The organism is Psychrobacter sp. (genome assembly GCF_049295055.1).
In the GTDB taxonomy this organism is placed as follows: domain Bacteria; phylum Pseudomonadota; class Gammaproteobacteria; order Pseudomonadales; family Moraxellaceae; genus Psychrobacter.
Window position 1 is genome coordinate 50,086 of sequence record NZ_JBAQQF010000085.1, and the last position, 14,875, is coordinate 64,960.

The 14,875-nt window shown below is 44.3% G+C and carries 13 protein-coding genes; all 13 read right to left on the reverse strand.

What is annotated here, in order from left to right:
• Positions 1-14: 14 nt before the first annotated feature.
• Positions 15-2,705 (reverse strand): ABC transporter permease, encoded by a 2,691-nt coding sequence (locus tag WAZ74_RS13085; protein WP_422308744.1) that lies wholly within the window; start codon positions 2,703-2,705, stop codon positions 15-17.
• A gap of 11 nt (positions 2,706-2,716) precedes the next feature.
• Positions 2,717-3,439 carry an ABC transporter ATP-binding protein gene (locus WAZ74_RS13090; RefSeq protein WP_422308745.1) on the reverse strand — a complete coding sequence of 241 codons (723 nt, stop codon included), beginning with the start codon at positions 3,437-3,439 and terminating at the stop codon, positions 2,717-2,719.
• The gene (locus WAZ74_RS13095; RefSeq protein ID WP_422308746.1) at positions 3,436-4,269 is read right to left on the reverse strand and encodes an arylesterase; all 834 of its coding nucleotides are present in this window, start codon (positions 4,267-4,269) and stop codon (positions 3,436-3,438) included. Before WAZ74_RS13095 ends, WAZ74_RS13090 begins: the two co-directional genes overlap by 4 nt.
• Positions 4,270-4,408: 139 nt before the next feature.
• Positions 4,409-5,707 carry a CynX/NimT family MFS transporter gene (locus tag WAZ74_RS13100; RefSeq protein WP_422308747.1) on the reverse strand — a complete coding sequence of 433 codons (1,299 nt, stop codon included), beginning with the start codon at positions 5,705-5,707 and terminating at the stop codon, positions 4,409-4,411.
• Positions 5,708-6,015: 308 nt separating this feature from the next.
• Positions 6,016-6,258 (reverse strand): (Na+)-NQR maturation NqrM, encoded by a 243-nt coding sequence (gene nqrM / locus WAZ74_RS13105; RefSeq protein ID WP_422308748.1) that lies wholly within the window; start codon positions 6,256-6,258, stop codon positions 6,016-6,018.
• A gap of 120 nt (positions 6,259-6,378) precedes the next feature.
• The gene (locus WAZ74_RS13110; RefSeq protein WP_422308757.1) at positions 6,379-7,479 is read right to left on the reverse strand and encodes an FAD:protein FMN transferase; all 1,101 of its coding nucleotides are present in this window, start codon (positions 7,477-7,479) and stop codon (positions 6,379-6,381) included.
• A 197-nt stretch (positions 7,480-7,676) separates the two neighbouring features.
• Complete coding sequence (locus tag WAZ74_RS13115) at positions 7,677-8,477, reverse strand: SDR family NAD(P)-dependent oxidoreductase (protein WP_422308749.1); 801 nt, start codon at positions 8,475-8,477, stop codon at positions 7,677-7,679.
• A gap of 145 nt (positions 8,478-8,622) precedes the next feature.
• Complete coding sequence (nqrF, locus tag WAZ74_RS13120) at positions 8,623-9,858, reverse strand: NADH:ubiquinone reductase (Na(+)-transporting) subunit F (RefSeq protein WP_422308750.1); 1,236 nt, start codon at positions 9,856-9,858, stop codon at positions 8,623-8,625.
• A 152-nt stretch (positions 9,859-10,010) separates the two neighbouring features.
• Positions 10,011-10,619, reverse strand: a complete 609-nt coding sequence (gene nqrE, locus WAZ74_RS13125) for an NADH:ubiquinone reductase (Na(+)-transporting) subunit E (RefSeq protein ID WP_201561662.1) — start codon at positions 10,617-10,619, stop codon at positions 10,011-10,013.
• Positions 10,619-11,290 (reverse strand): NADH:ubiquinone reductase (Na(+)-transporting) subunit D, encoded by a 672-nt coding sequence (locus tag WAZ74_RS13130; protein WP_422308751.1) that lies wholly within the window; start codon positions 11,288-11,290, stop codon positions 10,619-10,621. Before WAZ74_RS13130 ends, nqrE begins: the two co-directional genes overlap by 1 nt.
• Position 11,291: 1 nt before the next feature.
• Entirely contained in the window at positions 11,292-12,215 is a 924-nt protein-coding gene (locus WAZ74_RS13135) for a Na(+)-translocating NADH-quinone reductase subunit C (protein WP_422308752.1), read from the reverse strand.
• Complete coding sequence (locus WAZ74_RS13140) at positions 12,196-13,431, reverse strand: NADH:ubiquinone reductase (Na(+)-transporting) subunit B (protein ID WP_422308753.1); 1,236 nt, start codon at positions 13,429-13,431, stop codon at positions 12,196-12,198. The genes WAZ74_RS13135 and WAZ74_RS13140 overlap by 20 nt, the downstream gene beginning before the upstream one ends.
• A 5-nt stretch (positions 13,432-13,436) precedes the next feature.
• Entirely contained in the window at positions 13,437-14,789 is a 1,353-nt protein-coding gene (locus tag WAZ74_RS13145; RefSeq protein WP_422308754.1) for a Na(+)-translocating NADH-quinone reductase subunit A, read from the reverse strand.
• Positions 14,790-14,875: the final 86 nt, after the last annotated feature.

The window sequence follows — 14,875 nt, forward strand, 5'->3', positions numbered from 1 at the left end:
AAAGATTTAACCCCCTAAACCATCGCCCTTACTCTAGCCATAATCCCGCGCCCAATCACCAATCGTACATAAACAATGGCAATGGCAAATAGCAATACGACTAACGCCACACCGCCAATACCCAAGCTTGCCCATGACACACTAAACTGCAAGTTAAACCATTGGGTAATCGCAGCCCATGCACCGATGTTGGCGATAATGACCGCAAATAAGGCGGCACTAATGCCAAGTATGCCAAGCTCTAAGATATTAAGCATATATAAGTCACGCTTTTGCATCCCGAGCAGCCTAAATGAGGCACTTTCTTGCATGCGGTCTTGCGAAGTAGATAATAATGAGCTAATCAATACCATGATACCTGCCAGCAATGCCAGTAGCGTAAAGACATAAACCAAGCGACTCATTTGTACGACTAGCTCCTGAATCTGCTGCGCGATTGCTGTGCCATCGATAGTCGTCACTGCTGGAAATTGGCGTACCAGTTTACCTTGCAAGTCTGGAATATCATCGGCGGCTACATGCGCAGTGGCAAATTGGATTTGCGGGGCAGTGGAGAGAACTGCTGGCTCAAATAAGAAGTAAAAGTAGGGGCTGGGTCCTTGCTCATAGCGCGAGCGAATACTGGTGATTTGCCCGACGATTTCAATACCTTGAATATTAAACCGAATTTGATCACCCATGCCGACGTTTAGCAAGCTGGCAGCAGTATCTAAAATAGACATCGGTGCTATTGTTTGCTCTGATGTTTGAACCGACTGTTGTACTGAGTTTTGCTCATTTGCAGTTTGGTTTTGCACATTGATAGGTGCGTAAAGCTGCTTGTCTTCGACAGCATCAGTAATAAACTCGGTATCCATCACCGTATCGGCATAGCTTAAATTAAAGACGCGCGCAGGATCATCAAAACCATCAGCAGGCTCGATATCTTGTACAGGCACATTATTAGCGGTCACTACACGGGCACGAATGACAGGGTAGTAGCTCACTGGTGTACCAATAATATTATCAATCTCGTCGTGCTGGTCACTTTGAATATCTAGCAAAAATAAATTGGGCGCATCTTCAGGATAAGCATTAATAAACTGCGCATTAATACTATGATTGAGCGTGGTAATCAGGGTCAAGACTGCGACTGATAGCGATAAAGTAACAAAGAACAATGCTGACTGATTGCCTTTACGCGCAAGGTTATGAATAGCAATTCGTTGCATCCAACTAATTTTAGAATACTTAGCAAACTTAGTTAGCAGCCATAACCATCCGCGTGCCAATAGCCAAAATATCGCGACGAAGACGGTAAGTCCTAGCAGTAGCTGAGCACCTAGTATGAAAGAATTTACTTCATAAGCAAAAAACGCATAAAGCCCTGTGAGCATTAGCCCATACCATAATAGCGGCAAGCGTCGATACCAAGGCATATTTTGTACTTGCTGGCTCGCACCTTGGCTAAGCAATGTGGCAGGTTTGGTCGTACTAAGCGTACTTAAGCCACGCTGTGCGATAAGCAACGTCAGCACTAAAGCGATAACAATGGTTTTAATGGCGCTGATAGGATTGATAGCTAAACCAACATCCGCTGGCAATATAGCCGCAAGATATGGCTGACCAACTTTGAGTAAGCCAAAACTGACGATAATCGCAGCGATACAAGCAATGATAGTCGTTACAATGAGTAGCTGATAGTAGCTACGTTTCAGAGAGCCAAGAGGTTCACCTAGAGCTAAGCGAATCGCATTGCTAGACTGCTGCTTGGTCACAAACGCGGTGATAACGCCATACATCGCTACCGCTGATAACAACAGCACTGCAATAACCAATAACTTTAAAAACATTAAAACATTATCAGAGATACGCGAGACAGAAGTATCCGCAGATTCTGCATCTGATAATTCGATATCAGGATAATTGGTCAATATTTGCGTTAGCTTATCATACTGCTCAGCCATTAATTCTGGCTCACCTGCCAGCTCAATACGATAGTTGATGCGGCTACGCTCACCTAATAGATTGGTTGCCTCTAATGCATCTTGGTGCATCAAAACCCGCCCGCCAAAGCCAAAGGCGGTCAACGGACGGTCAGGTTCTTTGGTCAGCACATCACTAATAGTAAACTCAGCATCACCAATGGTGATTTGGTCACCGACGTTAGCGTTTAAGCCGTTCAATACTTCAGGCGCGACGACGACATTATTAGACGTTAATTGCTCCCATAAAGGCTGTCCTGAAGCAAGCTCGGCTTCCCCATATAACGGATAAGCGGGAGAGACGGCTTTGACGCTGGTAAGCAAGGTTTGCTCATCGGTCACCACCATCGCGGTAAATTGATAGTCATACACTGTTTGCGTATCAGCGATCGTCTTTACCTGTGCCAAAACTTCGCTTGGCCAGTCTTGCTGACTATTTAATATTAAATCGCCTCCAACCAAGGCACGCTGATTGTCATTAATATAGGTATCAACTGACTGCTGAATAGAATCAAGTGTGAGGTAGGTTGCAAGTGATAAGGTTAAAGTCAGTAAGAATAAGACTGGATATATCCAGCGCTGCCACCAGCTACGGCTTAACGCTTGCGCGCCCAATCCTTGTAAACCTAAGATGCGCTTAAATAAATTCTGTATAGCACCGCCAGTATAATCAGACTCTTTTGTCATGCTAGTATCAGTTGTATTGTTCGGTGAATGGTTGTCTGTTTGCTTGTTATTCATCAAGTTATTCATTAAGAAATAATCCGCCCATCATGCATGGTAATCACTCGATCTGCCATCTCAGCCAGCGCGGCATCATGGGTGACGACGACCAATGCGGAACCAACTTGCTGGCGTAAATCTAATAAGAGTTGCATCACTTGATTGGCATTTTGCTCATCTAAGTTACCGGTTGGCTCATCCGCAAAGACGATTTTTGGCTGCGAAACCAACGCACGCGCAACGGCGGTACGCTGCTGCTCACCACCTGATAGTTGATTGGGTAAGCTATCGCGCCTATGTCCCAAATCAACCGCTGCAATCAGCTCATTTACCCGCGCCTTATTTGGACGGCGGGCAATATCAAGAGGGAAAGCAATATTTTCAGCTACCGTCAATGTCGGTAATAGATGAAACGATTGAAAGACAAAACCCATATCGCGCTGACGAATAACAGCTAAGGCATCTTCATCAAGGCTGCTTAATATTTGACCTGCCAGCTCAACGCTGCCGCTATCAGGATAATCTAGCGCTGCTAATAAGCCTAATAGAGTAGACTTACCAGAGCCAGATTTGCCCATAATTACCACAAACTCGCCAGCATTGACATGTATATCTACGTCTTTGATGATGGACAGCTTTTGCTCACCGACTTGCACGGTTTTATTCAGTTTTATAGCAGTTAGTAGTGCTGATGGTTTTGAAGCGGGCGTGATAGTTGTAGCTGAATCTAGGTCTGAAGATAAAGGGTTCATTGCGCAGTCTCAGTAGGCGTGCCTGTCGATGATGCTTTTGAATTTGCTTCTAGCTTCTCAAGCTCAGGCTGTAAAATTGGTAGAATATTATCATCAACGATAATGGTATAACCCTCTTTGGTCGGATGAATCGCATCGGCTTGGTTAAGCTTAGGATCACCGCCAACCCCGTCTAAAAAGAACGGAATCAGCGTCACGTTCATGTCTTTCGCCACTCTTGGATATATCGCGGCAAACGACTCTACATAGTCAGAGCCAAGGTTGTCATAAATCTGCATGCCACCCAAAATAACTTCGCTGCCACCATCTTGTAGACGTTTAACAGCGGTACGAATATTGGCCTCGACCGTTGCCACATCAATACCACGAATGGCATCATTAGCGCCAACGGTTAAAATCGTAATATCAGGTTTAGTCTGCAATACCCAGTTTAGTCGATTGACCAAGCCTGTACTGGTTTCACCACTTAAGCCTGAATTGACTACTTTGACATCTTTATAGCCAAGCTCTTTTAAGCGTGCTTCTAGTTGAGCGGGATAGTTATCATCATTATCGACGCCAAGACCTTCAGTTAGCGAGTCGCCCAATGCCAGTATCGTTAATGGCGCTTGCTGCTGTTCAACTGAAGTAGTCGTTTGCTCAGATTGTGTTGTTTGGACTTCGTTAGTTTGCGTGCTAGTGGCTTGAGCGCTATCGTTAGCCGTATTGGTTTCAGGCTCTTTTTGACAACCACTCACCACAACGGCAACGCTTAATGCTGCCACCATTATTAAAGATTTAGATAAAGAAGTAGGGAAGTATTTAGCCAAATAAGAAGAGGTATTTATCATGATAGTGCTGTCCTATTTACAATCAAACCAGTGTAGCAAAATAAAAAGGCGAGTTAGATATTCAACAGTGTCTAATTGTGAATGCCTAACCCGCCTAAGATATTTATCGCACTCTTAGCAATCTTTATTAAATAAGCTATTAAATCTTTTTACCATCGACCATCACCGGACGACTGACCAGCCAAGCAATAGCCACGTTGATAATCATTAAAATCAGCATGATTAATAGCGGTAAGTCCCAATTGCCCGTCGCCTCATGTAACCAGCCAGTACCGAGTGGACCAAAAAAAGCAATGATGTAACCGACTGCTTGCGCCATACCCGATAGCTCGCTTGATTGATTGGTCGTATAAGTCCGCAATGAGAACAGCATCATACTCAAGGTAAAAATCGCTGAGCAACCAAGACCCATGATTCCTGACCATAACCATGCCAAATCAGTGGACAAATAGGTAATGCCCAACACGCCAATAACGTTTAAAACAGCCGCAAATACCGCCAATGCTTGAATAGGGCGACCACGATTGACCAACCAAGTTAAGCTTAAAATAGCCACTGGCGCCATAAATTGAAACACCGAAGCCATTTGTCCAGCGCTAACCGCAGACAGGCCTTTACTCAGCCAAATAGACGGTAAAAAACTGGCGACGGTATAAAATAACAACGACTGCAAGCCCATAAAAATAGCAATCTGCCAAGCAAATGGTGTCCGCCACATTGAGATATTTGCAGATCCTGACGGAATAGGGATGACGGGCTGATGATTGGACGAACCCAAACGCAGACGTAAAAACACCCAAATAATGATCGCAAAGAGTCCTAAGAATGACCAACCGCCAAGTGCCCACTGCCAGCCAACATATTCAGATAGCGGCAGTACCACACCGGCTACTATACCTGCGCTCACCGTCATGGTCAGACTGAACAGTCCCGTAATGAGCGGAATATGCTTGGGCGTACGTTGCTTAATCACTGGCGCAGCTAAAGTATTGGCAAAGCCAATGGCTAAGGTAAGTATAACCGTGCCACTCAAAAACCCAATCCAAGTCGGAATAACCGTACGGATAATCATGCCAAAGGTCAGCAGTGCAATCATTGCAATTAAGGTATTCTCAAGACCAAAACGCTTGCCAATCGTCGGAGAGATAAGTGCCCCAACGGCAAAGCTTAGCATCGGTACTGCACCCAGCCAGCCGATTTGGGTTTGAGAGATATTAAGGGCGTCTTGTACCACTGGCGCAATAGAGCCGAGCGCGACAATCGGCGCCCGCATATTGGCGCCCAGCAAAATCATGGCACAAAGCACTAGCCAAAAAGTAAATTTTGAAGAAGGGAGATTAAACGCTTGCGAGTTATTCGACGAGGGTTTGGATGGTACATTAGCAGAGGTAGACATAGCAGCACGACTATTATTAGAATAAGAAAAATAACACGTCATTAGAGAGCGACTAAGAATTGCCGCTTGCAAAATAACACCGAAGAAAACTCACCTAGACGGTGATTGAAATTATAAATTTGAACTGGAAAACACTTGCAGAGCGCAAGAAATAAGAGGTTGATGCCCTATTGAGCAGGGTAGAACACAATATATCATAGACAATATATAAGTAGTTACTTTGAAAGTTTTGGAACAAAGAGTTGCCTAGTATAATCAAAAATAGCGCCAGTCGCTTTCAAAACACTTGACGCTATTATAAGAACAAATGATGGGTAAATACTACCAGCGTATGGTAACTAATGCAGTGTTTATACCGACTTACCTAATTGAGCTGCCTTTAGTGCATTTGCTTGGTATTCTTCAGCGATAGAGTCGCACTTATTGGGGTCATCACCACAGTAAGAGCATTTCTCATTACCCATCAGTTTAGCAACACCGCCACAAGAGCCTCTAAGCGGCTTTTTTTGAATCATACCTATACCCATGAAGATAAAAAACAGCATGAATACGGTAAAGGTGATAGCAAGCATGGGCAGTAGTTGGCTAAGCATGGGGAAACCTCGTGTCTAAAAGTGAGCCAGTCATTTTTGATGATGACTGGCTTATAGTATAACAAATTTTTGCTTTAAGCGTTTGATATCCCAATGATATCTTAGGTTTCTGACGTAGGCTTAGGATTTTTTATCCGCGCGCAGTTTTTGCATAGCAAGGGTTTCCACGATTTGCCAATCCTCTTTACTATTAGCAGCATTCAGATCGACACCATCAGTAAGTATGATGAATAACGCAGCGATATTATGCTTCTCGGCGCTTGCTAACGCTTGTTCATAAGGCATTGCGGTCAATGCGGTTGCCCACGCATCGGCATGTGCCACTGATTCTGCAACAACAGTCACTGACGGTGCGCCACCTGCGATAGGCTCACCTGTCGTAGGATCAATCGTGTGGCTATAGTGCTTACCGTCAAATACCACTGAATTGCGATAGTTGCCAGATGTCGCCAGATACATTTTATTGCCGTTGTTTATCGGTTGGCGGATAGCTGCAATTGTTTGGCGCTCACTAACAGTGCTGCCTTCAATTGGCGCATCGATGGCGATTTGCCACGGTTGCTGCTGACTGCTGACGCCAGAGGTCGCCACTTCACCACCAATCTCAACCATATAATTACGAATTTTATAGTTGTTTTTGAGCACATCAGCGATGACATCGACGCCATACCCTTTGGCGACCGCTGAAAAATCTAGCCCAATGCCATCTTTGGTTTTATAAATGGTATTGTCTTTTTGAACCACTCCCTCAAAGTCAACTAAGGCCAGCGCTTGAGCTATTTCAGTAGCGCTTGGCGGACTTTGCAAACGCTCAACGGTCATCGTGCTACCAAAGCCCCACGTTTCTATTAATGGCATAACGGTAGGGTCAAATGCACCACTCGATTGCTCATACACTTGCCGTGAGACCGCTAACACATGGCTAAAATCAGCATCGATAGTAATTGGTGTGTCTTTCGCTAAGCGATTGAATTTAGAGATAGTAGCGTCCGACTGATAGGTCGACATGCTGTCATTAATCTGTTGTAAGCGCTCATCAATCGCAGCTTGTATGGCGATCTCATCAGCACCTTTGGGTAACTGATAACTAATATGGTAGCTGGTACCCATCGTTTCACCGCTTAGATTGTTATAATCTGGCGATTGTTGGCAAGCGCTTAGACTCAGAAGTGTAGCAACGGCAATGGTACCAAGCATGGTTTTATTATTAATGATATTCATAGATAAATTATAATTTGAGAGCTGATTTAAATTTTTCATAAGGTTCATTTATATAAAGTAGGGGACACAAAGTAGATAGTGAATATAATGGCAAATATATACTGTCTATTCTACAGCGCTTACCCCTAATAGCTCATCATAAATATGATGAGCTCGATGCTAATTATTCAACTTAACTATTTAATTTTACTATTTTACTATTTTACTTGCGCTGCACGAATCATTTTATAGAGCTTGGGTGGCGATAATCGATTAACCATCATCGCGAGCTTTTCTTTTTGACCACCGATAATAATATATTCTTCACCTTTTATTAATGCTTTGCTGACTTGCTTAGCAAATGCCTTGGCGGTTAAGCCCTTATTGGTAGCATCATCCATCGTACCTTGCGCCGTACCATCGCCCGTTAAAGCATTAATAGAGACATTGGTTTGGATAAATCCGGGAAATACCGTTGCCACCTCTATCCCTTGATCGTGCAACTCAGCACGTAGACTGTTTGCCCACATGTGGATAGCCGCTTTGGCAGCACCATATGCTCCGCGGTACTGCGAACCGAGTAGGCCAGCTATACTGGATATCATTACTACCTTACCGCCATTTTGCGCAATCATATCCGGTAATACCAGTCTGGCCAGACGAGTTTGTGCAAAGTAATCTATTTCCATTAATTGACGCTCAACTTCCTCAGTCGTTTCCATGATTAGTGAGCGTTGACTAATACCTGCATTATTAATGAGCCAATCAATTTTTCCTGCTTGTGTTTTAATAGATCGATAGGCTTCTTTCGCTTGCTCAGCATCAGCAACATCAAAAGGCATAACGATATGTTTGTCTGACTTTTTACAGCGTGCTTTCACGGCTTCTAATTTTTCTTTGTTACGACCACTTAAAATAATCGTCGCACCGCGCTTAGCAAACTCAATGGATAGCGCTTCACCAATGCCACTGGAAGCACCTGTTATCCAAATGGTTAGGTTTTTACATTTAGTTTTCATAAGAATCCTTTCTCGTTAGCCTATCACCACTATTATTTTAGCCCATAAAAAAAGAGCCTCAATTGAGACTCTTAATTTAGCATATATTATCAAGCTTATCGTGCTTGCTTGAATAACTGATTAATCAACCAGTTTAATTATAGACTTAACCACCGAAGTCATCAAGCATGATGTTTTCATCTTCCACGCCTAAACTATGCAACATGTCGATTACCGCCGCGTTCATCATCGGTGGCCCACACATGTAGTATTCACAGTCTTCTGGGCTTGGATGGTCTTTCAGATATTCTTCCAGTAACACGTTATGGATAAAGCCAGTATAGCCATCCCAATTGTCTTCTGGAAGTGGATCTGAAAGTGCCACATGCCACTGGAAGTTAGCAAAATCGGCTTCTAGTTGATCGTAATCTTCAACGTAGAACATCTCGCGAATAGAGCGTGCACCGTACCAAAAACTAATCTTACGATCAGAATTTAGACGTTTGAGCTGGTCAAAGATGTGCGAGCGCATTGGAGCCATACCGGCACCACCACCGACAAAGATCATCTCAGCTTCAGTCTTTTTGGCGAAGAATTCGCCATAAGGACCAGATACTGTGACTTTATCGCCAGGTTTTAAACTAAAGGTCCACGACGACATTTTACCCGGTGGAATACCATCAGGGCCACGTGGCGGTGGACTAGCGATACGAATATTAAACTTAATTAAGCCTTTTTCGTCAGGATAGTTAGCCATTGAATAAGCTCGAATAACTGGCTCATCAACTTTCGAGACGTACTTAAAGATGCCAAAGTTATTCCAATCGTCTTGATATTCTTCTGCAATATCAAAATCTTTATAATGCACTTCATGCGGTGGCGCTTCTAACTGTACATAGCCACCCGCACGGAAGTTAACGTCTTCGCCATCTGGAATTTTGAGTACCAATTCTTTAATAAAGGTTGCAACGTTATCGTTAGAGATAACTTCACATTCCCATTTTTGTACATCAAAGAACTCAGGGTCAATCTCAATTTTCATGTCTTGTTTAACGGATACCTGACAGGCAAGGCGCATATGATCGCGAATCTCACCTTGGGTAAAGTAGCCTTCTTCGGTGGCTAAAATAGAACCACCACCTTCAATAACGCGGCAGCGACATTGGGCACAAGTACCACCACCACCACAGGCTGAAGATAAAAATATACCTTCACCCGCAAGGGTTTGTAGTAGCTTGCCGCCTGCTGCTGTTACCACGTCATTGTCGGGATTATCATTGATGTGAATGGTCACATCGCCTGAACTGACCAGTCTTGAGCGCGCTGCCAAAATGATGACAACCAAGCCCATGATGATCAAGGTAAACATAGCAACGCCACCAATCGCCGTAGCATAATCCATGATATGTATCCTTAATCTATGGGGTAGGGCTGCGGGCATACGTCAGTGCGTTTTGTCCCGAACCCCTACCGAATAAATGAATTAAATAGGTCAAATAGCTAATTATGGTTTTAAGCGCCTACTTAAAAATAGTCACTTAAATAAACAAGCGCTTAAATCGACATGCCACCGAATGACATAAAGCCAAGCGACATCAGACCAACCGTAATAAAGGTAATACCAAGGCCTTGTAGCGGCGCTGGAATGTCTGAGTATTTAAGCTTTTCACGGATACCGGCCAATACGGTAATGGCGAGTGCCCAACCAAAACCCGCACCAAGACCATAAACCATCGACTCACCGAAGTTGTAGTCACGCTCAACCATAAATAGTACACCACCTAAGATGGCACAGTTGACCGTAATCAATGGTAAGAAAATCCCAAGCGCGTTATATAAACTTGGCACAAACTTATCCAAAAACATCTCTAGGATTTGGACGACAGCAGCAATGAGACCAATATAACTGAGCAGACCTAAAAAGCTTAAATCAATATCAGGGAAACCTGCCCAAGCGAGCGCACCATCTTTAAGAATGAACTGAAACAATAAATTGTTCAACGGCACGGTAAGCGCCATCACAAAAACGACAGCGACCCCAAGACCGATAGCAGTGGATACTTTTTTCGATACCGCTAAAAAGGTACACATGCCTAAGAAGTAGGCCAGCGCCATATTCTCAATAAAGACTGAGGTTATAAATAAACTGACATAATGTCCCATTAGTGACCGCCTCCCTGTGCCATGCCTTTAGACTGCGGCTTCATTACAAATTCAGCATCTTCAACCTGTTCTGGTTTCCAAGTACGAATAATGACGATAAACAACGCAATAATAAAGAACGCTGAAGGTGGTAATAATAATAAACCATTAGGCACATACCAGCCGCCATCAGTCGCCGGTTGTAATAAGGTCATACCAAACCAGCTACCTGAGCCCAATATTTCACGAATAGTAGCAACAAACAGCAGCACGGCAGAGTAGCCCATACCGTTACCAATACCATCTAAAAAGCTCGGTACGGGTGGATTGCTCATCGCAAAGGCTTCTGCGCGACCCATGACGATACAGTTGGTGATAATCAAACCAACGAACACCGATAGTCCTTTACTGACATCATAAGCGACGGCTTTTAATATCTGATCAACGACAATAACCAACGAAGCAATAATCGTCATCTGCACAATAATACGAATGCTTGATGGGATTTGCTTACGGATAGTCGAGATAAAGAAGCTTGAAAATGCCGTTACCAAGGTCAACGCCACACTCATAACCAGTGCATTGGCAACGGTAGTCGTTACCGCCAATGCGGAACAAATCCCTAATATTTGCAAGCCAATAGGATTGTTATCAAAAATAGGGGAAACTAAAATACTTTTTGTATCAGCCATGCTAAGCCTCCTTGCCGTGTGCTGCTGGTGCTACTGATACCAGCTCGGTTACGGGATGCGTCTCTTGTTGGGTAAGCTTTTGACTCGCTTGCTTATCAGAGCTCTCAATGGTTTGACCACTTTCTTTACGTAGAGAGTCTAAATAAGGCTTATAACCTTGCTCACCTAACCAAAACTGAATCATGTTACTAACGCCACGACTGGTCAAAGTCGCACCACTGATACCATCGACCCAATTTTCTTTGGGACCTGAAGTGGCAACACCCGTAGCAACTGCACCGTTTTCATCGTAAGAATGAATGCCAGTCCACATCGCACGCCATTTTGGCTCTTCAATACGAGCCCCTAAGCCTGGGGTTTCTTTATGCTCATAAAAGCTGATACCTTTGATGGTATTCATATCGCCTTCAAGGGTTAAGAAACCGTAGATTGTGCCCCAAAGGCCATAGCCTTGAATCGGTAACACGATCATCTCAGGTTTGCCAGCATCATCACTTTTGACATAAACTTTCGCGTACTTAGGCTTACGACCGATACTTGCAGGATCATTACTGCCTAAGTCATCGCTCAAGGCCTTATTCTTAGTGGCTTGGCTAGCATCATAAGTATTGCGATCAGCAATACCAACGGCCTTTAGGGCGTCATCATCTAAGTAATTGCCTTTATTTAAGTCAACAATTTCAACATCAAAGTCTTTAAAACGTTCAGCCACATCTTCATTGGTATCGGTATCTGGATTAAACATGCCAGCGGCGACCAAGATGTTCTTATTGCGATCCAACTTAGCATTCTCAATTTGCGCTGGCTTTAAGCCAACCGCTGCTGCTGCAACTAACACTGAACACACCAAGCATAGCGTCAACGCTACGATGATGGTTTTCATGTTGTTGCTTTTAGGCTTAAGGTTACTTTTGGGCTTGGACATGGCGAAGCCTCCTTGCTGTTTGGCGTTTAATATTTGCTTGCGTGACAAAGTAGTCAAACAACGGCGCAAATAAGTTAGCAAATAGGATGGCAAGCATAATACCTTCTGGGAAGGCTGGGTTGATGACGCGAATCAATACCGTCATAAAACCAATCAAGATACCATAAGCCCAACGGCCTTTATTGGTATGCGCAGCTGACACAGGATCTGTCGCCATAAATACCGCACCGAAGGCAAAACCACCGATAACTAAATGCCAATACCAACGCATATTCATCATTAAGTTGCTTTCAGAGCCGATCATATTAAAGACAGATGACGTGGCAATAAGACCAATCACGCAGCCTAACATGATGCGCCATGAAGCAATGCGCGTCCATAATAGAACCGCTGCACCCATTAAAATAGCCAGCGTCGATACTTCACCGATACTACCTTGGATATTACCAAAGAAGGCATCGCTCCATGTAATCGCTTGACCATAAACGTCAACGAATTTATCTGGAGTTACCCCAAGCGCCGCAAGACCAAGTGGCGTTGCGCCTGAAAAGCCATCGACCGCTGTCCATATAGAATCACCAGACATATAAGCAGGATAAGCAAAGTATAAGAATGCGCGACCCGATAGAGCAGGGTTAAGGAAGTTCTTACCCGTACCGCCGAACACTTCTTTTGCTACAACCACACCGAAGATGATACCTAGGGCAACTTGCCATAAAGGAATATCTGGTGGCAGACATAGCGCAAACAGTACAGACGTCACAAAGAAACCTTCGTTTACTTCGTGTCCACGCGTCACAGCAAATATAATCTCACAGAAAATACCAACCGCAAAAGTCACGATATAAATCGGTAAGAACTGCATCGCTCCGTAAACAAAGCTTGCCCAAATACTTTCTGGGTTATAGCCTGCCATACTGGTGATAATGGTACGCCAGCCTTCCGGTTGTAGACCAAGTTTATCGATTGCAGTGAGTGCTTGATGACCGATGTTATACATACCCCAAAACATCGCTGGGAAGGTACACATCCATACCGTAATCATAATACGCTTCAGGTCAATACCATCGCGCACGTGTGATGAGGCATAAGTCGTTGAGCTTGGCTGACGTAAAAACGTATCAAACATCTCAAAGAGGGCATAGTACTTTTGGTGCTTACCGCCTTTGGTGAAAGACGGCTCCATACGATCGAACATATTATGTAAAAATTTCATCGTGGTTAGCCCTCCAGCTCAATGCGCGTTAAGTTATCACGCAAAATGTCACCGTATTCATATTTACCAGGAGAAACGAAGGTGCATAAAGCGACATCTTCTTCATCTAGCTCAAGCACACCCAAATCAACCGCAGTGATAATGTCTTCGATAATCAGCGCACGCATGAGCTGAGTAGGTAGATAGTCTTGCGGCATAATCTCTTCGTAAACCCCAATCGGCACCATCGCTCGCGGCGAGCCATTGGTAGTTGTCGTAAAATTATACTTTTTACTACCAAAGAACTGCGAAATATAAATGGGCAGTTTAGAGAAGCGGTTTCTACCCGCTTGTAAGAAGTGAAATGCTGGACGCTCATAGCCTTCCGCTAGCACACTGATTTGGTCATGAAAACGACCCAAATAAGCAGTATTTGGAAATAGCTTGCGACCTGATAGTACTGAGCCTGAAATAATACGGTTCTCGCCGTCAGCTAACTCGCCTTTTGTCAAACCCATAATATCAGCACCACGTTCAGTGGCAATAAGATGCGGATTTTTGACTGCAGGACCTGCCAAGCTTAATAAGCGACGTGTATATAAACGACCCGTGGTAAATAATTTACCAATCGCAATCACATCTTGATAGCCAATCGTCCATACGGTCACGCCGCGTGCGATAGGATGCAAAAAGTGAATGTGCGTGCCTGCAAGACCAGCTGGATGTTTGCCCGCAAAGCTATGATATTCAGTGACATTATTAGCCGCAGTTTTAGCGACTGGCGTCAACTGTGCATCACCATGATGGCAGACAAAGGTCTTTGGGCTCAGGGTAGATAATACGGCAAGTCCGTCATTGAACGCTTGCAGCTGCTCATTAATGAGCAACATCGGGTCAAACGCTAATGGATTGGTATCCATCGCAGTGACAAAGATGGCATGCGGACGGGCGCCGATATCGGGTGCGCGGCTAAAAGGACGGGTACGGAACGCGGTCCATTCACCAGAGGCAAGTAGTTGGGTTTCGACGATTTCAGAGTCCAAGTCAGCAAGTTGCTGGGAGTCATAACTCTGAAAATCGACTTCTTCACCGTTTGGGTCAACCTGAATCACAAGACTGTCAAACACACGACGTTCACCGCGCTTGATGGCGATGACTTTGCCAGCAGCAGGGGCAGTGTAGATAACGCCAACACGTTTTTTATCTTCAAAAACGGGCTGACCTTTTGCTACGATGTCGCCTTCTTTGACATTCATCGTGGGCTTCATGCCTACATAATCGTAGCCAATGAGTGCCACATAGGCGGGTCTGTGCTCAGTTATCTCGCGGGAGGGTTCGCCGGTGATGGGCAAATCCAAACCTTTTTTGATGGTAATCATAAGCGAAAACTTAGTCCATAGTCTAAAACGATACCAGACGTCCTGTTTGGTATATCGGCAGCATGAATGTTAACGCCATCATTAAA